Below are 19335 nucleotides of genomic sequence, written 5' to 3'. Positions count from 1 at the left end.
CACGACAAAATTTTGGTGCGGAATTTACGTCGCTGCGCTAGCACTTGGAAATGAGTGAAATTTTACAGACTTCTATTCCTTATGATGCGCTCAAAGAGCGATCATTGCCGGGGGTTGCGCCGCTAAATATCGAGGACTGGTTGATCATCGATGACGCTTATGCCGCGCAAATGTCATTGCGTTGCAAGTTGTTATCAGAGAGTCCTGATCTTGTTTCAGCACTTTCTCCGGCGGCTTTGCCTGCTGCCCAAGAGGTGCTGCAACTGGCCATGGATCAACTGGCAGTTCGAACCGGTTTTCAGATTGCGGAGCAGAGGGTGCATTGCCCGGATGGGCGTGATGTTGTGGTGGATTGGGCGCAGCCGCTGCACACTTTGGGGCAAATCATTCAGGAAGATGTCTGCCTGTTACAGAAGGTCGGCGATGAACATGTTTTGACTGGAGCGGTGCTGTGTTTCCCCGCCAGTTGGACTTTGTCCGAAAAATTCAAGCGACCGTTGGTTGGAATCCACGTGCCTGTGGCGGAATACGATGCCAACATTGCCATGCGGGTGCAGCGCTTGTTTGATGGTGTACGGGCCGGGCGGCCTATGTGGCGCAAAAACGCGCTGTGGTACAACGAGCCAACGTTGTTCACGCCGCGCTCGGAGAGTGCCCCGAGGGACAAAGTTACGGCAACCTCCGGCGCTTATCTGAGGTCAGAAAAACAGTGCATTTTGCGCTTGCCAAAAACAGACGCCGCGGTGTTCTCGATCCACACCTTCATGGTGCGGCGTGAGCAAGTGACACGCGCGCTCGCTGCGCCATAGACCAACGAGCGCGATAATGTTTTAGGCTTTTGCGCGCTGCAACATGCCGAACAGATCACGGGGATCATCCGGATCTGCCAGCATGTCCAGATCTTCATGGAATGGGGTTTCCGCCACTTTGTCGCGGATGTAGCGCAAGGCAGAGAAGTCCTCGATGGCAAAGCCAACGCTGTCAAACAGCGTGATTTGGCGTGCGTCCCGCCGCCCTTGTTTTTGGCCGGTGATCACTTGCCACATTTCCGTGACGGCAAAGTCGGGGTCCATCTGTTGGATTTCGCCTTCGATGCGCGTCTGTTCCGGGAACTCAACAAACACGTCAGAGCGTTCAAGTATCCCTTTTGCCAGCTCGGTCTTGCCTGGGCAGTCGCCGCCAATCGCGTTGATGTGCACACCAGCACCCACCATGTTATCGCTCAAGATGGTGGCATTTTGCTTGTCTGCCGTGCAGGTGGTTAGGATTTGCGCGCCTTCAATTGCCTCCTCAGGCGTTTTGCAAATCACCACGTCGATGCCGGTGTTGGCGAGGTTGGCTGCGCATTTTGCAGTCGCCGCAGGGTCTTTATCAAACAGCCGAACTGATTTCAGCCCCAGGATGGCTTTCATCGCCAAGGTTTGGAACTCAGATTGTGCGCCGTTGCCGATCATAGCCATCGTGTCCGCGCCTTTTGGGGCCAGGTATTTGGCCACCATCGCAGACGTTGCCGCCGTACGCAGAGCAGTCAAGATTGTCATCTCGGTGAGCAATACCGGATAGCCGGTGTAAACATCTGCCAACAGTCCAAAAGCGGTTACAGTTTGGAGACCCTCTGCCGTGTTCTTTGGGTGACCGTTTACATATTTGAAGCCGTAGGCCTCGCCATCGGATGTTGGCATCAATTCGATCACCCCGACGTCGGAGTGGCTGGCCACACGTGGCGTTTTGTCAAACAGCTCCCAGCGGCGGAAGTCTTCTTCCACATAGGTGGTCAAATCCCTGAGCATTTGTTCGACACCAATGTGATGCACAAGTCGCATCATATTGTCGACCGAAACAAAGGGAACTAGTGCTTTTTCAGAGGGTTGTGTCATTTTCTTCATCCTCAAATTACGAGAAGCTTCGCGTCGGTCGATCAAATACGCGACGGCCCAGGGCGGACGCCGCAAGATCAACCATCAGCTGTGCTGTGCGTCCGCGTTCGTCAAGAAATGGGTTGAGTTCAACAAGGTCAAGCGAGGTCATCAGCCCGCTGTCGTGCAGCATTTCCATCACCAGATGGGCTTCACGCACAGTTGCTCCGCCTGGAACCGTTGTGCCCACTGCGGGCGCGACAGAGGGGTCCAGAAAGTCGACATCCAACGAAACGTGCAACATGCCGTTTTGAGTGGCAACATGCTCTAGGAAGGCCGCCAATGGACGAGCGATGCCGTTTTCATCTATCTCGCGCATATCGTGACGCCGAATTTTGGTGGCCTGCAAAGTTTCCCGCTCCGCGTCATCTACAGAGCGCAGACCAATCATGCAGATGTTCTCTTCAGGCACCGGATTTTCCACGGCTGGAAAAGCGTCAAACCCGCTACGACCCGCGAAATACGCAACTGGTGTGCCGTGCAGGTTGCCGCTGCCCGTGCTCTGCGGAGTGTGGAAATCCGTGTGTGCGTCCAGCCAAAGGACAAACTGCGGCCGTCCTAAGGTGGCGGCGTGATTGGCAACACCAGCCACTGTTCCTGCAGACAAGCTGTGATCTCCACCTAGGAAAATCGGGAATCCAGTTGCCATGGCTGCTTCTGCAGCCCCGGTGAGCGCTTCGGTCCAGGCCACTGTTTCATTGAGCGCGTGCAAATCATTGTCTTTTGCATCTGGCTCAAACGGGGCAGGGCGCAAGTTTCCAAGGTCCTGAACGGTGTGCCCTAAGTCCATCAAAGTTTCACCCAGTCGGGCGGTCCGGTAGGCATCCGGCCCCATCAAACATCCGCGACGTCGCTTGCCGCTGTCTACCGGAGCGCCCACCAACAGGCAGTTTTTCTGTGTCATGTTGTGTCCCATGTTCGGCGATTTAGGCAAAATCCTTCCGAAATGGGTTGATTTACACCCCTCAATTTGAACATAACGGGCAGTGATATTCCAAAGTGGCGCTAGGAGCTGTGCAAAATGGACGATATTGATCGAAGGCTGATCTCAGCCCTGCGTCACGACGCACGCGCCTCATTGTCGGATCTTGCGATTGATCTGGGTGTGTCTCGAACAACAGTGCGCGGGCGCATCGAGCGTTTGCGCCAACGTGGGGACATTGTTGGTTTTACTGTGGTGCTTCAGGAGGACGCCAAGAGCGACCCTGTGCGTGGATTGATGATGCTTGGCATCGAGGGGCGTGGCACCGACCGAATTGTGCGTCAGCTGACTGGGCTGACGGCTGTGCGGGCGATCCACAGCACCAATGGGCGTTGGGACCTGATCTTGGAACTTGGCACAGATACGCTTGATCATTTGGATGAGGTGCTGACCCAAATCCGCCGCTTGGACGGGATCGCCATCAGCGAAACCAACCTTTTGCTGTCAACGCGCAAGTCCGGGTAGAGATTTGCGCGCTGTCAGTTGTCTTATTTCAAGGTTTTGATCGCGTAAATCCAGAGCGATGCTGCACCGAGGGACAATAACGCATTGTAGTTTGCCATCGACAGTCCAAACAACTCCCAAGGGATTTCATCACACCGCACCAGTGGCGCTGACATGATCTGACTAAAAAGATCATCCGCACTCATATTGGACACGTCAGAGCTGGTGCAAGTGGATGGACCATCCCACCACTTCCGTTCTACGCCGGTGTGGTAGAGGCCCACAAACCCGGAGGCAGCAGCGCCTGCAGCGGCCAAATAGGCAAACAGAGCCGTGCCGGCAAAAATGGCCAGTATGCCTGCGCCGGACGCGAACCAATGCGGATAGCGCTGGTAATAACAGAGCTTACACGGCGGCATTTCGCCAATGAATTCAAAGCCCCATGCGCCAAGGATCATAGAAGCAGAAAACCCTGTCAGCAGGGCAAACGCGAGTCGTTGTGTGAGTTTCATAGGTATTTCACCGCAAAAAATCCGCCAAATAGCAGAATGAGGAACAAAGCTGAGACGAGGCCTAAGCGCTGTTCAATGAAGTCGCGCACAGGTTCGCCAAATTTGCGAAGCAAGGCAGCTACAAGGAAGAAACGGATACCGCGGGCCAATACAGAGGTTGCCATAAACGTCGCTAACGGCATGTGCGTAAAGCCGGACATGATGGTGATCACTTTGTAGGGGAAGGGTGTCACACCAGCGCCCAAGACAGCCCAAAATCCAAAATCGTTGAAGCGCGTTGAGAACTCCGCCACCGCGTCAGCTTTGCCAAGCGATTGCAGGATCGGTTCTCCAATTTGCTCAAACGCGAAATAGCCAATGGTGTAACCAAACAGCCCGCCAATCACTGACGACACCAGCGCCACCAGAGCGATCAACCAAGCGCGGCTTGGGCGCGCAAGAATCATCGGAATCATCAACACGTCCGGCGGGATCGGGAAAAACGAACTTTCGGCGAAACTGACAATTGCCAATGCCCACAATGCACGTGGATGATCCGCCAAACGCATGGTCCAGTCATAGAGGCGTTGTAACATAGAAAGTCTCTTTGGCCTTAGAATTAGTCCTATCTTGCCTAGGCGTTTGCCTCTGAAGTGCAAGCAAATAAATTGTGAACACTTCCCTGAAAGAAAATTTCCGCTGAGACAAAAACATTTCGTTTTGTGTCTGGACCTTCCTCAGAACCTTGGCTAAATCAAGGTCGTGGCCCAAGTGGCGGAATGGTAGACGCAGGGGATTCAAAATCCCCCGCCTTCACGGGCGTGAGAGTTCGAGTCTCTCCTTGGGCACCACAATACCGCTAAGAACAGACAGAAACATGTGTTACCGGCACTGTCGGTATTCTACTGTCGTGTCACATTTTTTGCATCAGACCCGCAAATTTGCTGGCAAACACCCCCCATGCCCCCTAGCACTATGGACCAACTGGGAAGGCGCGTTAAATTGACGCCTCAAAGGGTATGGGGAGAGGCAATATGCACAGGGCAATCAGAGCCATTGCGCAGAGCACGGCGATTCTGGGCGGTTTGGTGCTCACCGCGCTCATTATTCTGACATGTGTCAGCATTTTGGGGCGAACAATCAGCTCGGTGGCGTACGCGCCGTTTATGGAAAGTGCCGCACAGGGTTTGGCCACATGGTTGCAGGCATCTGGTGTGGGCTCGATCAATGGTGACTTTGAGCTGCTCGAAGCGGGGGTGGCCTTTGCAATTTTTGCCTTCCTCCCGATCTGTCAGCTTTATGGTGCGCACGCCACCGTAGACGTGTTCACCAACCTTTTGCCAACCCGCGTCAATCGGTTCCTGATTGCGTTTTGGGAGTGTGTTCTTGCGGCTGTGATTTTGCTGATCACCTGGCGTCTGTTTGCCGGTTTGCAAAGCAAATACGCCTATGGCGAAACCACCTTCCTGCTGCAATTTCCAGTGTGGTGGGCCTACGCTGCCAGTTTTGCGGCGGCCTTGGTCGCGTCTCTTGTGGCCGTGTACTGCGCAGTGATGCGCGTTTTCTCCGCGCTGACAGGACGCGGCTCTATGACTGCCGTTGGGGAGACCGCAAAATGACCAATTTGGAACTAGGCTACCTCTCTTTTCCAGTGCTGCTGGTGATGATCTTCCTGCGCGCGCCAATTGGGCTTGCGATGATGCTTTGCGGGTTGGGTGGTCTCTATCTGGTGACTGGCAACCCCAATATGTTTTTGGCAAAACTGAAGTCGGAAACCTACACAACCTTCTCCAGCTATTCTTTGACCATCATTCCGATGTTTCTGTTGATGGGGCAGTTTGCCACCCAATCCGGCATGTCCAAGGCCTTGTTTAAGGCTGCAGAAAGCTGGCTTGGTCATAAAAAAGGCGGTGTGGCCATGGCATCCGTGGGGGCCTGCGCAGGCTTTGGCGCGATCTGTGGATCGTCGCTGGCCACGGCCGCCACAATGAGCCGTGTGGCCCTGCCGGAAATGCGCCGCTACGGCTACTCTGGCGGGTTCTCCACGGCCACGCTGGCGGCGGGCGGCACCTTGGGCATCCTGATCCCGCCGTCTGTGATCCTTGTGATCTACGCCATCCTGACGGAGCAAAATATTGCCAAGCTGTTTTTGGCGGCCTTCATACCCGGCATTCTTGCGGCACTTGGCTACATGCTGACGATCTCGATCTATGTGCGCCTTTACCCGGACTCTGCTGGCACACGTCCTCCGGTTCCCATGTCAGAGCGTTACCGGGCGCTGTTGGACGTCTGGCCGGTGCTCTTGGTGTTTGGCGCAGTTGTTGGCGGTATCTATTTTGGCTGGTTCACGCCGACCGAAGGTGCTGCCGTTGGCGCCGCGGGCACCGGCCTGATTGCTTTGGTCAAAGGCAATTTGACGTGGTCCATTCTTAAGGACTGCATCATCTCCACCGCCACCAGCACCGCAATGATCTTTTTTATCGTTCTGGGGGCCGGCATCTACAACGGATTTCTTGCGTTGAGCCAGGTGCCGCAGGAACTGTCCAATTGGGTCATCAGTCTAGGTTACGGCCCATGGATGGTGCTGTGTCTGATCCTGGCCTTTTACTTGGTCTTTGGTTGTTTGATGGACAGCCTGAGCATGATCCTGTTGACCGTCCCAATTTTCTTCCCGGTGATCCTTGGGTTGGACTTTGGCATGAGTGCCGAACATGTGGCGATCTGGTTTGGTATTCTGGTGTTGATTGTTGTGGAGGTTGGCTTGATCACGCCGCCGGTGGGCATGAACCTGTTCATTATCAATGCAATGGACCGCTCTACGCCGATGGTAGAGACCTATAGGGCGGTGGTTTGGTTTGTGGCCTCTGACATCTTTAGAGTCGTTCTGCTGGTGGCTTTCCCGGCCATCACGCTGTTCTTGCTTCCAGGATAAAACGAAACGAAAAAAGGCGGCCTACAAGGCCGCCTTCTCTACACTTGGATCAGTTACTTCTTACTGGCACGCCCGCGCTTTTTGCGGATCTCGGCGATCTTTTTGAGCTCCCATTCTTCGCCAAAGCTTTCGATGTGTTCCTGTGCAATCTGCAACGCACCAAGGCCCTTGCGGTTGCGGAAGTAAAAATCGACACCCAAATCCGCCAGCTCTTCCATATGGCGGATGAGCACTATCGGTTTCAGGTCGTTGTCTTCGGCAATCATATGGGCCACGGTTTCGCCTTTTCCCGTCCGCCAGTTGATGTCCGTGCCGCGGTTGATCAGGAGTTGGATCAAGGCCATCCGGCGGCTCTGCGCTTGGCCAGCCAGATGCAGCGGGTTGCGCTCATCTGCGTTGCGGGCGTCCATATTGGCGCCCTGTTTGCAAAGCTCATCAGCGGTGTCTTTTTTCTCTGCGATGATCGCGAGGTGCAGCGGTGTGTTTTTGTTGGGGTCAACCACGTCAATTTTTGCGCCAAGCTTGATTAACGCGCGAATGTTGCTGGCATGACCAGACTCGGCGGCCGCATGTAGAGGCGTGCGTCCGCTGCTGTCTATTGCGTTTGGATCAGCACCCATGCCCACTAAGGACTTGATCGCTTTGGTGCCTTCAGAACGACTGGAGCCTGCGGCTAGGTGCAGTGGTGTCACGCCTTGTTTGTCCTGCGCAACAGGGTTGAGGCCCATATCATACAGTGCCGTGATCCCAGGCATGTTTTTGGCCTCGGCAGCTGAGTGCATCGCAGTGCGGCCTCGGTCGTCTTCGGCTTCAATTTCTGCGCCCAATAAGGTCAGAACTTCAAACTTTTTATGCGCCAAGGGGGATCGGGCTGCATAGTGGAACGCGCCTTCGCCAATCTCGGAGGTGGCGTTCACGTCAACACCTTCCTCAATCACTTTTTCAAAAATCCCAAAGTCGGAACAGCGGGCAGAGGAATGGATCAGGCCTTCGCCAAAGCGGTTCAGTGTTTTGGTGTTTGCGCCAAGTTGCGACAGTGTGGCGAAGGAAACACGCCCCAACGCTTCCATCGAGCTGTTGATTGGTGTTTCACCCTGCTTGTTTTCAGCTTCCAAATCGGCGCCAAATTCATGCAGTTTTTTGATCACTTCAACGTGGCCAAATTTGGCTGCGAAGTGCAGAGGAGTTTCGTCAAACTCGTTTTTGCTGTCCGCATTCACGTCACGTTCCAGCAAAGTCTCGAGAACTTCCATTCGGCCCCAACGGGCAGCGTCATGCAAGAGGCTGGCGCCGTATTTGCGATGCTTTGTCAGGTCCGCACCAAGTGTTTCCAGTGCCCGGAATGAGGCTGGATTGTCGGCGTTGATAGTCAGGAAAATTGGCGTCTCGCCACGCCCGTTCAACGCTTCCATATCCGCCCCAAGAGTGTGCAACTTGCGCATTGCCACCAACTGACTTGCAGCTGAAGCGGCGTGCAGCGCCGTGTTGCCTTTGGAGTCCTGATCTTCAAGGCCAATGCCTTTGGCAATCAAACGTTCAAATAAGCGCACGTCGCCAGAACTAGCGGCCTTATGCAGAATGGTCCCGCCGTCTTTGCGTCGTGCCGTGGCATCCGCACCCAGATCGACCAACGTGTCAAACATGCGCCCGCCATCATCACTGGAAGCATAAAAAACAGGTGTTTCACCGCGATTGTCAGGCGCGTTGAGGTTCGCATCCAGCGCGATTAGGGCTTTCAAAGTCTCGTAGTTGGACGCCTCTACCGCAACATGAAGCGGCGTGCGGCCACTGTCCCCGGCTTCAGAAACATCCAAACCAAATCCCGTCATTTTTTTGATGACATCTACGGTGCCCAAACGCGCCGCCACATGCATTGCCCCCCATTTCTGTGGGTTTTGCAGGATAAAGTTGAAGCCAAACCCCACCAGACGATCAAGTTTTGCTTCCGGATCATGGGCCTGGACCGCGCCCTCCAACGCTTGAAAGAAAATAGCGTGGGAGCGGTCTTCCCGTTGTAAGGCCGCAGTGATGACGTAGGCCATGGTTTCAACCGATGCATAGCGTGCCGCCCAGGTGACGGCGGATGCGTCCCCGTTGAGACACAAATCGATGCGTGCACCATTCTCGATAAGAAGCCGGAAAATGGTTGGCTCCTTGAGAGTTGCTGCAAACAGCAAGGGGCTGGTGCCAAAGGCGCCTTGGAAATTTACGCCGCTGCCAACTTTCGCGTTTTCGCGCACGGCGTCCAGGTCGCCGGCAGCCACAGATAACATTAGGTCCGAGATATCACCGTTCTTCATCAGCCCCGCAATTGGGCCGGCCTGAACGTCGTTGGGTGCCGCGTCTATCAACGCAAAGAGGTCTTCTGCGGAGGCGGCTTTTACTAGTTGATCCAATTTTCAGCTCCCACTGGTTGGTCTATATCGACTAGCGAGAAGAAGTTGAGAGACTCTGAAAATTGACATCCGGATGCATAAAATTGCGGCAGGCTCTGCTTCACGCTCCTGCGCACAGGTTGTTTTGCGACCAAAGGCCAATTGGCAAAACCCATGTTTTCCTAGGTGGTGGGGCAGGGGAGATCTATAGTTTTGTCAGTTCGGGGAGGAACACACATGGCACAGACTGAAAAAAAGAAGAGTTCAACAGTCGCCTTGCTGGCCGCTTTTGCGGTTTTGCTCATCACCATCTTGGGTCTGGGCTGGAACGTTTTTTTGTCCGCCGCGCTCGCGGCTGTGGCGTTTTATGTGGTTACTCAAATGGGAACAAAACCGGCGGAAACGACAACAACGCCAGCCTCCGCGCCAACGTCCCCAGTGCAAGAGGCTCACGCGCCGCAAGACATCCAGCCGGCGCCTGAGCAGGCTGCGGAACCCGCAACTTCGGTTGCGTCTGAACCTGATCAGGCGGCAACTGCTATCACGGCAGGGCAAGTTAAATTGGGTACACTTCTGCCAGGGGAACGTGAGTTGGCGGAGCGGCGTGGTGGATGGCGCTACGAAGGCTAGACATTTTTTCGGTCAGGTGATTGAGTTTGCTTTGATTTTGCCTGTCCGCAGGTCCCTCAAAGGGATGAGAGAATGATCCGCTTCTACGCTCGAATTTTACGCGCCACTGGTCGGTCGCAAATCCTCTTGGTGGTGCTTTCGTTAATTGTCGCGGCACTGGCGGCAGTGCCATTGCAGTTTCAGAAAGACATCATCAACAGCCTTGGGCCTGGCCTTGAGGTCCGGACATTAGTCTGGATGTGCGGTGGATATTTGGCGGTGATCGTGGTCACCAACATTTTCAAATTTATTCTGAATTATCGCAGTAGCCTGCTGGGGGAAGCCACAATCCGGCGCATTCGCGCAGCTGTCTATGAGGCGCGTCACGACACCACGCAGGACCTGGCGATCCAAAAGCAGTCCACCGGCACAATTGCGACAATCATCTCTGCTGAATCGGAGGAAGTCGGGCGCTTTGTAGGTCAGGCCTTGGCCAACCCGGTGGTACAACTTGGCACGTTGGTGTCCGTGGTGTCGTTTGTGGCAGCGACCCAGCCCTACCTTGGCGGCTTTCTGGTGGCTGTAGTTGTCCCGCAGGCTTTGATTGTACTGCTATTGCAAGAGCGGGTGAACAAACGGGTAAAGGAACGCACAATTGTGCTGCGACATGCAGCTGGCACGTTGTCAGAAGAAAACTTGGCTGAAATGAAAGAGGCCCAACAGCAAGTTCTCGATGATTTTGACAATATCTATGAAACCCGGCGCGGTATTTTCCGGCTGAAGCTCTCGATGAAGTTTTTGATGAACATTCTCAGCGGCATTGGCCTTGTAGGAATTTTGATGATTGGTGGCTTTTTGATGATGGAAGGACGCTCAGACATCGGGACGGTGGTTGCATCCATATCAGCGCTTGAAAAAATTAATGGACCTTGGCGGCTTCTTTTGAATTTTTATAAAGAACTCAGCTCTGTACGGGTCAAGTTTGATCTGATTGTGGGGGGAGGTCTATCAGGCAAACCAACTCAAAAGGCTTAGGTAGTTTGACATTGCCGCAAACCAAAAAGGCGCCGAAATCGGCGCCTTTGAAGCTCGGTGAGTTGATGGTGGGACACCCACCAACACGAGGGATGTTTAGCGGCCCCACTGACGCACAGGACCACAATCCATATGCACAAAGTTGGATCCGGAGTAGCGGCCCACGCCTCCGGCACGACACGCCGCGGCGGCCTTGGCCATCTGGTGAACCGAGCGTGACCCCAGTCGCAGGTCAGCGGCCTGACCCTTCATATGCAGAGAGTTCTTGGCCACACCGCGAGAGCGGGAGCGCAGCATCGCATTGGTTTTTGGGCTGCGGTAACCGGAAAGTAACATGTAGGGCTCATTCACATCCATAAGGTTGTGTGCCGCTGCCATGATGTCGACCGTGCGTGTGTCGACGCTGATCACCTCGTTGGTGCGCCAATCCCGCATAAATGCGTTGATTTCTTTCACCGCGTCTTTGATGTATTTGCCTTCGACCCAATAGATGGTGTCGATGCGCTCACCGGTCCGACCGGAGTACATCTTCAAACGTCGGATGTCGCCTCCACCGCGCAGGAAGCCTGCGGCCTTGGAGTAAGTTGGTGCCGCCACAAGTGCGGTTGCTGCAAACGCGCCCAATAGGCCGCGCCGTGTCATGCTCAAAGAGCAGTCATTTGGTTCATTCATGTTTCAGCGCCTGTCCCGTCGCTAACCTGCCACCGCGATGTTACGCGGGCGTATGTTCATCTTCATCCCCTCAGATGTGCGGATTTTATGCCACATAGGGAATATTCAACCAAGAGTTCTTTTCTGCCTTGACCAAGCCTGACGCCATATTTCGGCGAAACTTTGCTTAATTGATGGAGAAGTTCGTTCCATCTGGTCCCGACATCATCTGGGTAACACGGCAACAGTTGAATAAAGGTTTATTCAGTTTGCGAACTTGTGATTGGACAGGTGAGACTATAGTCAGCCACCTTACAGGACGGCTTTTTACTTTGGGAATGTAACATGGTTCACAGGATGCTAACGCGCGGTTTTTTCGGTGCTTTTTTCGCGCCGCTTCTCGCGGTTTTTTTGCTTTCAAGCGTTGCGCAAGCTTTTCCAGCTTTTAAGCAAGCTGTTGCGGAGGCAGCTGCACGAGACGCGGATGTGGCCACATTTTATCGGGAATCAGCCTATGAACCGGTGTGGACTGGTGACGGTGATTCCTTTGTAGCGCGTCGCAAGGCGCTCATTTCGGCTCTTGGTCGAGTGGAGGATCACGCTCTTCCCGCAGGACGGTACAACACTGACCAATTGGTTGCTCAAATGGCCGGAGCCCGCAGTGTGCGGGATCTGGGTATGGTCGAAGTGGCGCTTACCAAAGCCTATCTGCGATATGCCCGTGACATCAACTCCGGCATACTGGTGCCCTCCCGTGTCGACAGTGGCATTGTGCGTGAGATTGTACGCCGAGATCGGACTGAACTGATCCAGAGTTTTGCAGCCACCGACGATCCCAAAGCGTTTTTGCGGTCTCTGGCGCCACAGACGCAAGAATACACCCGCTTGATGAAAGAAAAGCTGCGCCTGCAGCGTCTGACCGCCAATGGCGGCTGGGGCAAAACCGTGCCGGTGGCCAAGCTGGAACCTGGCAACACCGGAGATTCTGTTGTTGCCTTGCGCGACCGTTTGATGCGCATGGGCTTTATGCAGCGTTCCGCGACCGCCCGATATGACCGCGATCTGGAGAAAGCTGTGCAGGCGTTTCAAGTCGCGCACGGGTTGGAAAGCGATGGCGTGGCGGGCAAAGGCACCATCACTGAGATCAACGTTTCCGCAGAGCAGCGCCTGAAGTCGATCATGGTGGCCATGGAACGTGAGCGCTGGCTGACCCGCGAGATTGTTGGACGTGAGATCTTGGTCAATCTGACTGACTTCACCGCCAAGGTGATTGACGACGGCAAGCTGACCTTCCGCACCCGTTCGGTAATTGGCAAAAACCAATCAGATCGTCGCAGCCCAGAGTTTTCGGACACGATGACTCATATGGTGATCAATCCAACCTGGAACGTGCCACGCTCGATCGCGACCAAAGAATACCTGCCAATGCTGAAGCGGAACCCAAATGCCGTGAGCTATTTGCGTCTGGTGAACGGCCGTGGCCAGACTGTGGATCGTGGCACGGTGGATTTCTCCCAGTTCACAACGCGCAACTTCCCCTTTGACATGAAGCAGGCACCGGGCAACCGCAATGCTCTGGGGCTGGTGAAATTCATGTTCCCGAACAAGCACAACATCTACCTGCATGACACGCCGCAAAAAGCACTATTCAAACGGGAAATGCGGGCCTACAGCCACGGCTGTATCCGCCTGCAACAGCCGTTTGATTTTGCCTACACCTTGCTGGAGCCACAAGAGAGCGCGCCTAAAGCTTTCTTCCATAAAACGTTAAAAACCAGCCGCGAGACGCGGGTCGATTTGGATCAGCCAATTCCCGTACACATCATTTACCGCACCGCTTACACCGAGGCCAAAGGCCCGGTGCAGTATCGTCGGGATATCTATGGGCGTGATGCCAAGATCTGGAATGCGCTGACCAATGAAGGGGTGGTGTTAGCCTCCCATCAGGGATAAAACGCCTCCAAGATCACTTCGGAGGACCGCGCATGGCGTTCACTGTTCAGGAAATTGCTGCGGCAATTGACGCGGAGGCGCATGGCAACACCGAATTGATTGTAGAACGTGTCTCAGAGCCAGCCTCGGCTGGCCCTGACGACCTTGCGCTCCTGACCAATCCCAAGTTTGCAGACGGCCTTGCCAAAGGTCAGGCTCGCGTGGCGCTGCTTTGGGATGGGGCAGATTGGCAAGCCATGGGGCTGGAGGCGGCGATCACCGCCAAACGGGGCCGCTATGCCATGTCAGGTCTGTCGCGCATGATGGATCCAGGGCAGCATTTCCCCAAAGGCATTCACCCAACAGCGTTGATTGATGAGACAGCCACTGTGGCGGAAGGTGTCACAATAGCGCCTTACGCGGTGATAGGCCCACGTGCTTTTATTGGGGCGGGCACGGTAGTCGGTCCGTTTTGTCACATCGGCGCTGACAGCAGTATTGGCAATGACGGATTTCTGCGCGATCACGTTTCTATTGGTGCACGGGTTACAATTGGGGATCGTTTTTGGTGCCAGCCGGGCGCGCGTATCGGCGCGGATGGCATGTCTTTCGTGACCCCAGAAGCCAGCGGTGTTGAAAAGGCCCGCGCCTCTTTGGGGGATCAGGGCGACGTGCGGGAGCAGGCGTGGGCGCGTATCCACTCGCTTGGTGCAGTCACTATTGGTGATGACGTGGAAATTGGTGCCAACAGCTGTATCGACTACGGCACGGTGCGCGACACGCGAATTGGCAATGGCTGTAAAATCGACAATCTAGTGCACATCGCCCATAACGTTGTGGTTGGGAATGACTGTCTGTTTGCTGGACAAGTTGGTATCGCGGGCTCAACTGTGATTGGCAACAATGTGGTGTTTGGCGGCCAGTGTGGCGTCACTGACAACACCACCATTGGCGACAATGTGATTGCAGGCGGTGCCACCAAGATGATGAACAAGGTGCCGGCAGGGCAGGTTGTGCTTGGCTCCCCCGCGGTCAAGATGGACACAAATCTGGAGATGTATAAAGCCTTGCGACGTTTGCCTCGTTTGGCCAAGCAATTTGCCGATCTTCAAAAAACCGTTTCAAAACTGGGTTCAAAGACGTAAGCCGCCTCCCTTAAACGAGTGCGCTGTTTATCAAAGGATGAGACTATGAGTGTCAAAGACCGTGTTATTGCTATCGTCGCAGAACAAGCGGTGCTGGAGCCTTCTGATGTGACGTTGGAAAATACGCTGGAAGACCTGGGAATTGACAGCCTCGGCTTGGTTGAGAGTATCTTTGCCATCGAAGAAGAGTTCGACATTTCCATTCCCTTTAACGCCAATGAGCCGGAGAAGAGCGATTTTGATATCTCTTCCGTGGCCAGCATCATCGCCGGAATTGAAAAGCTGGTGGTCAGCGCGCCAACCGAATAACAAAAACGCATCAAGTCAGTAGGGCAGCGAAAATGAAACGGGTCGTTATCACAGGCGCGGGCACCATCAACGCCTTGGGGCACGATGTGCCAGAAACACTTGGCGCTATGAAAGAAGGCCACTGCGGTATTGGTCCTCTTGAAATGCGCGACGTTGAGCGGCTTGCTGTGCAGATTGGCGCGCAGGTCAGCGACTTTGCCTCCGACACCATATTCAATCGCCAGCAATTGGCGCTCTATGATCGCTTCACCCAGTTTGCACTGATTGCCGCGCGTGAGGCGCTGGCTCAGTCCGGCCTTGAGTTTTCCGGTGCTTTGTCTGCCAAATCAGGTGTTGTGATGGGCAACTCCGGCGGTGGTATGCAAACTTTGGATGAGAACTACCGCACCGTTTACGAAGACGGCAAAAATCGGGTGCATCCTTTTGTGGTGCCCAAACTGATGAACAACGCGGCCGCCAGCCACATCAGCATGGAGTTCAATCTTAAGGGCCCAAGTTTCACCGTGGCGTCTGCTTGTGCAAGTTCCAATCACGCCATGGCACAAGCCTTTCAGATGGTGCGCTCTGGCATGGCCCCAGTGATGATCACTGGCGGGACCGAGTCCATGTTGTGTTTTGGCGGCGTAAAAGCCTGGGAAGGTCTGCGCGTCATGTCAAAAGACGCATGTCGGCCGTTTTCCTCCACCCGCAACGGCATGGTGCAGGGCGAGGGCGCCGGTGTGTTTGTTTTTGAGGAGATGGACCACGCCAAAGCGCGGGGTGCAGAGATTTTGGCTGAGGTTATTGGCTTTGCCATGACGTCAGATGCCTCTGACATCGTAATGCCTTCTCGCCAGGGTGCGTCTCGAGCCATCGCAGGTGCCCTTCAAGACGCTGGGGTCAATCGCGAGGAAGTGGGCTACATCAATGCCCACGGCACAGGCACAGCAGCCAATGACAAAACCGAATGCAGCGCTGTCGCAGATGTGTTTGGTCCACATGCTGATAATTTGATGATGTCGTCCACCAAATCAATGCATGGTCATTTGATCGGCGGCACCGGGGCCGTGGAGCTGTTGGCCTGCATCATGGCGTTACGCGACGGGGTGATTGCACCAACCATTGGCTATGAAGAGCCAGATCCTGAATGTGCCTTGGATGTTGTACCCAACGAAGCCCGCGAGGCCTCTGTCGATGTTGTGCTGTCCAACGCCTTTGCTTTTGGTGGCCTAAATGCCGTATTGGCGCTGCGCCGCGTCTAACACCTTGTATCTGAAAACCCAAAAAGCCGCCAACTGTGAGGACGACGGCTTTCTTCAAGGGGTTCCGTGATGGTGTTATTGGCCGTTGTTGGCGGCTTTATCAAAGGCCTTGGTGAACCCAGTTAAGGACATGTTCACATTCACGGATTGGGTGGGTGACAGGGCAGGTACAATGCTCAGAACAGCTTTGTTGCCGTTCTTGAAGTTGGTGATGTCCTCGGCGCTCAATCCAATGCGCGCGATACAACCCAGTTGGTTACAAAACGCAAACGGGTAGCGGCGTGTGGTTTTTCCATCAACCGACATGGTCAACTGAGCGGTCAAAAGTGTTTCCAAGGGGACGATCACAGTGGCACCGGCCACGGCTTCACCCTCTGCAATGGGCAAAGAGAAAAGCGTCACTTCTGAAACAGGGTTACCAGTGTCGTCGCGCATAAGTTGATACAGGCGACAAGGGCGCGGTTCTGGTCCGGTGGTGGCACATTGCAGATCCCAATCCCCGATGATTTCGGACGATACATTTTCTTCCAGCTGTGCCGGGGATTGCGGCTGCGCCGCTTCACTCACCGCTTCCCCCATGGCCAACGAGCCGTCCGCGAGAGAGGGGACACCTTGCGCCAAAGTTGGTCCTGCCATCAGGGTCAGAGAAATGGCTGTCGCAAAGAAAGTGAAGTTCCGCATGTCTGTCTCAGTCCTTTGGATGTCGTTAAGCTCGCTTAGCATGGCCCAGCTGACTTGTCAGGATTGGCTTTCTTAAAAGCCAGTGCATTCGAGCAGAAACTTGCTGATTTTGTTTTCTTAAGTTGGGGATGGTGTGAATGTGTTGGCACGCACTGAAGGGCGTGCACAAAAAGAAAAGGGCCTCAAAAAGGCCCTCTTCCAAATTTTTCACTCCCCGTCGGACTGGCCGACTTATTTTATTGTCGAAACGCTACGAAGAAATGGACCTTCGGTCAACCGGAAAAAGGGAAGTTCCTCTGCTGATTTTGTTCAAAAAAAAGGCCGCACATGAAGTGCGGCCAGTCTCAACAGGGAGGAGTTCTGTTCCAAACCCGTTTGGGCTGTTCCAGAACAGTTACGAAACTGCCATATAAAGGTTAACAATATATGTGACGCGCGATTTAGAGCGTTATAAATAAGGGATCTGAAGGGTAAGCGACTGATGGACGGTAAGATTTTTCTGGGTGGCGGTGGTGCAGATTATGCGCAGAAGCAGGGTCTGACACTGAAATATGCCAACAGACATGGCTTGATTGCCGGCGCAACGGGCACCGGTAAGACTGTAACGTTGCAGATTCTCGCCGAGGGCTTCTCTGCTGCTGGGGTGCCGGTGTTCCTGTCAGACGTGAAAGGCGATCTCTCCGGGTTGGCCGCCGCGGGGGCGGCGGATTTCAAATTGCATGAAGCCTTCACATCACGTGCAGAGAAAATCGGATTTGACAATTTTGTCTATGAGGCTTTTCCGGTCACCTTTTGGGATCTGTTTGGTGAACAAGGCCACCCGGTGCGCACCACCGTCGCGGAGATGGGACCACTCTTGTTGGCCCGACTTATGGAACTCAGCGAAGCCCAAGAAGGCATCCTCAATATTGCCTTTAGGCTGGCAGACGAGCAGGGCATGCCGTTGCTGGATCTCAAAGACCTTCAGGCCCTGCTGGTCTGGGTTGGCGAAAACCGCGCTGAATTGGCACTGCGATATGGCAATATTTCGGTGAACTCCATTGGCGCCATCCAGCGTCGCTTGTTGGTGCTGGAGAACCAAGGGGCGTCCAAGCTATTTGGCGAGCCCGCGCTGGAGCTTGAGGACTTGATGCGCACGGCTTCAGATGGCCGCGGCCAGATCAACATTCTGGCAGCCGACAAGCTTATGGGCGCGCCGCGCCTTTATGCAACTTTCTTGCTGTGGCTTCTTTCAGAGCTGTTCGAAAGTCTGCCCGAAGTCGGCGACCCCGACAAACCCAAGCTGGTGTTTTTCTTTGACGAAGCCCACCTTCTGTTTGATGGCGCCCCCAAAGCGCTGGTGGACAAGGTGGAGCAGGTGGCCCGCCTGATCCGCTCCAAGGGGGTGGGTGTTTATTTTGTCACCCAGAACCCGGATGACATCCCCGAGGACATCCTTGGCCAACTTGGCAACCGTGTGCAGCACGCCCTGCGTGCCTTCACGGCGCGCGACAAGAAAGCGCTGCGGCTGGCAGCTGAGACCTATCGTCCCAACCCACGGTTTGTGACCGAAGAAGCCATCCGCGAAGTTGGAGTGGGAGAAGCGGTCACTTCCATGCTGATGAAAAAAGGTGTGCCCGGCATTGTCGAGCGCACCCTGATCCGCCCGCCATCCTCCCAACTTGGCCCATTGTCACCCGCTGCGCGCCAAGAGGTGATGGCCGCATCGCCATTGGCCGGAAAATACAAAACACCGGTAGATCGGCGCTCCGCATATGAAATCCTCACCAACCGCGCCAAAGCAGCTGCACAAGAAGCTGAAAAGCTCGAGGAACGCGAAGAGGAGATGACAACAATGGAGCGCGAGTTCACGTCTGCGCGTCGTTACTCTGGCTCGCGGGTGCGCCGCTCCTCTGCGCGTACGTTACGTGTGCGTGCCGATGACACCTTTGGCGAGGCGATGACGAAAATGGTGATGAAAGAGCTGTCTGGTACCACAGGCCGGCGCATCGTGCGCGGCGTTCTTGGCGGATTGTTCAAGGGGCGGTGAGGCACGTCCGATGTATTTCGGATTTCGCGCGTTTTGTGTTAGGGGTCCTGGATCGTGGACACTTGTTGTCCACGAATTGCCTTGAAAACCCCAGAGCAATCCAGACGTTCACCGGCCTGCTATTGTGCAGGCTTTATTTGTTGTCCGGCGCTTAAAAAGACTGCCGGATTGCGATGGGATATTGCCTAAAGTGTCGGAGACAGTGACTTCAGAGAGGTAAGTCACATGCCCCATTATATGTTCCAGGCCCGTTACACATCAGACGCGATGAAAGCGATGATGGCCAATCCCCACGATCGTGAAGCCCCAGCGCGCGCATTGATCGAAGCTGCAGGCGGTAAATTGCTCTCTATGTATTTCATGATGGGGCAGGAAGACATTGTTGCCATTGTCGAGGCGCCAGATGATGAAACCGTCGGAGCGGTGTCTATGATCATTGGTGCGTCCGGCGCGTTTTCATCTGGCGCCACAACAAAGCTCATGACCACGGCACAGGCTGTCACGGTGATGGAGAAAGCCAAAGCAGGGGCCGCCGCCTACACCCCGCCAAACTGATAAAAACG

19 protein-coding genes and 1 tRNA gene are annotated in these 19335 nt (G+C 54.7%); 13 read left to right on the top strand and 7 right to left on the bottom strand.

What is annotated here, in order from left to right; genetic code table 11:
- The first annotated feature begins 50 nt into the window (after positions 1-50).
- The gene (locus tag QZ517_RS00995) at positions 51-809 is read left to right on the top strand and encodes a DUF3445 domain-containing protein (protein WP_294220622.1); all 759 of its coding nucleotides are present in this window, start codon (positions 51-53) and stop codon (positions 807-809) included.
- A gap of 21 nt (positions 810-830) precedes the next feature.
- Here QZ517_RS00995 and QZ517_RS00990 read toward each other — a convergent pair whose 3' ends face one another.
- Complete coding sequence (locus tag QZ517_RS00990; protein ID WP_294220619.1) at positions 831-1877, bottom strand: ornithine cyclodeaminase; 1047 nt, start codon at positions 1875-1877, stop codon at positions 831-833.
- A gap of 16 nt (positions 1878-1893) precedes the next feature.
- The gene (rocF, locus tag QZ517_RS00985; RefSeq protein WP_294220615.1) at positions 1894-2820 is read right to left on the bottom strand and encodes an arginase; all 927 of its coding nucleotides are present in this window, start codon (positions 2818-2820) and stop codon (positions 1894-1896) included.
- 117 nt (positions 2821-2937) lie between these two features.
- Here rocF and QZ517_RS00980 point away from each other — a divergent pair, with 117 nt between their 5' ends.
- Positions 2938-3363 (top strand): Lrp/AsnC family transcriptional regulator, encoded by a 426-nt coding sequence (locus tag QZ517_RS00980; protein WP_294220608.1) that lies wholly within the window; start codon positions 2938-2940, stop codon positions 3361-3363.
- A gap of 23 nt (positions 3364-3386) precedes the next feature.
- On the opposite strand, the gene QZ517_RS00975 is transcribed toward QZ517_RS00980, so the two are convergent.
- Together QZ517_RS00975 and QZ517_RS00970 are read right to left on the bottom strand one after the other, a co-directional pair.
- Positions 3387-3854 (bottom strand): disulfide bond formation protein B, encoded by a 468-nt coding sequence (locus QZ517_RS00975; protein ID WP_294220605.1) that lies wholly within the window; start codon positions 3852-3854, stop codon positions 3387-3389.
- Complete coding sequence (locus QZ517_RS00970) at positions 3851-4429, bottom strand: YqaA family protein (RefSeq protein WP_294220602.1); 579 nt, start codon at positions 4427-4429, stop codon at positions 3851-3853. The genes QZ517_RS00975 and QZ517_RS00970 overlap by 4 nt, the downstream gene beginning before the upstream one ends.
- A gap of 169 nt (positions 4430-4598) precedes the next feature.
- Between QZ517_RS00970 and QZ517_RS00965 the strand changes: the two genes are divergently transcribed.
- The 3 genes from QZ517_RS00965 (at position 4599) to QZ517_RS00955 (ending at position 6765) form a co-directional block, all read left to right on the top strand.
- Positions 4599-4684 (top strand) — tRNA-Leu (locus QZ517_RS00965).
- A 183-nt stretch (positions 4685-4867) separates the two neighbouring features.
- Entirely contained in the window at positions 4868-5452 is a 585-nt protein-coding gene (locus QZ517_RS00960; protein ID WP_294220599.1) for a TRAP transporter small permease subunit, read from the top strand.
- Positions 5449-6765, top strand: coding sequence for a TRAP transporter large permease (locus QZ517_RS00955; protein WP_294220596.1), 1317 nt, complete (start codon positions 5449-5451; stop codon positions 6763-6765). Before QZ517_RS00960 ends, QZ517_RS00955 begins: the two co-directional genes overlap by 4 nt.
- A 53-nt stretch (positions 6766-6818) precedes the next feature.
- On the opposite strand, the gene QZ517_RS00950 is transcribed toward QZ517_RS00955, so the two are convergent.
- Positions 6819-9161: an ankyrin repeat domain-containing protein gene (locus QZ517_RS00950; protein WP_294220593.1), complete on the bottom strand. Its 2343-nt coding sequence runs from the start codon at positions 9159-9161 to the stop codon at positions 6819-6821.
- A gap of 216 nt (positions 9162-9377) precedes the next feature.
- On the opposite strand from QZ517_RS00950, the gene QZ517_RS00945 reads away from it, so the two are divergent.
- The gene (locus QZ517_RS00945) at positions 9378-9770 is read left to right on the top strand and encodes a hypothetical protein (RefSeq protein WP_294220590.1); all 393 of its coding nucleotides are present in this window, start codon (positions 9378-9380) and stop codon (positions 9768-9770) included.
- 72 nt (positions 9771-9842) lie between these two features.
- Positions 9843-10784 (top strand): ABC transporter ATP-binding protein, encoded by a 942-nt coding sequence (locus QZ517_RS00940; RefSeq protein ID WP_294220587.1) that lies wholly within the window; start codon positions 9843-9845, stop codon positions 10782-10784.
- 96 nt (positions 10785-10880) lie between these two features.
- On the opposite strand, the gene QZ517_RS00935 is transcribed toward QZ517_RS00940, so the two are convergent.
- Positions 10881-11456, bottom strand: a complete 576-nt coding sequence (locus QZ517_RS00935; RefSeq protein WP_294220583.1) for a DUF882 domain-containing protein — start codon at positions 11454-11456, stop codon at positions 10881-10883.
- Positions 11457-11921: 465 nt separating this feature from the next.
- Between QZ517_RS00935 and QZ517_RS00930 the strand changes: the two genes are divergently transcribed.
- Genes QZ517_RS00930 through QZ517_RS00915 form a run of 4 tightly spaced genes read left to right on the top strand, consistent with a single transcriptional unit; the run spans position 11922 to position 16062 of the window.
- On the top strand, positions 11922-13388 hold the full coding sequence (locus tag QZ517_RS00930) for a L,D-transpeptidase family protein (protein ID WP_294220579.1): 1467 nt from the start codon (positions 11922-11924) through the stop codon (positions 13386-13388).
- 32 nt (positions 13389-13420) lie between these two features.
- Complete coding sequence (gene lpxD / locus QZ517_RS00925) at positions 13421-14512, top strand: UDP-3-O-(3-hydroxymyristoyl)glucosamine N-acyltransferase (protein ID WP_294220576.1); 1092 nt, start codon at positions 13421-13423, stop codon at positions 14510-14512.
- A 45-nt stretch (positions 14513-14557) separates the two neighbouring features.
- On the top strand, positions 14558-14821 hold the full coding sequence (locus QZ517_RS00920; RefSeq protein ID WP_294220572.1) for an acyl carrier protein: 264 nt from the start codon (positions 14558-14560) through the stop codon (positions 14819-14821).
- Between the two features lie 32 nt (positions 14822-14853).
- Positions 14854-16062: a beta-ketoacyl-[acyl-carrier-protein] synthase family protein gene (locus QZ517_RS00915; protein WP_294220567.1), complete on the top strand. Its 1209-nt coding sequence runs from the start codon at positions 14854-14856 to the stop codon at positions 16060-16062.
- A 75-nt stretch (positions 16063-16137) separates the two neighbouring features.
- Here QZ517_RS00915 and QZ517_RS00910 read toward each other — a convergent pair whose 3' ends face one another.
- Entirely contained in the window at positions 16138-16743 is a 606-nt protein-coding gene (locus QZ517_RS00910) for an invasion associated locus B family protein (protein WP_294220563.1), read from the bottom strand.
- Between the two features lie 481 nt (positions 16744-17224).
- Between QZ517_RS00910 and QZ517_RS00905 the strand changes: the two genes are divergently transcribed.
- A complete protein-coding gene (locus tag QZ517_RS00905) occupies positions 17225-18772 on the top strand; it encodes a helicase HerA-like domain-containing protein (protein ID WP_294220561.1) in 1548 nt (515 codons plus the stop codon).
- 225 nt (positions 18773-18997) lie between these two features.
- On the top strand, positions 18998-19327 hold the full coding sequence (locus QZ517_RS00900) for a GYD domain-containing protein (protein WP_294220559.1): 330 nt from the start codon (positions 18998-19000) through the stop codon (positions 19325-19327).
- Positions 19328-19335: the final 8 nt, after the last annotated feature.

It is taken from the genome of uncultured Shimia sp., from assembly GCF_913054185.1.
Lineage (GTDB): Bacteria > Pseudomonadota > Alphaproteobacteria > Rhodobacterales > Rhodobacteraceae > Shimia.
The sequence above is the reverse complement of the archived record's forward strand: the minus strand, read 5'-3'. Positions and strand labels throughout refer to the sequence as shown.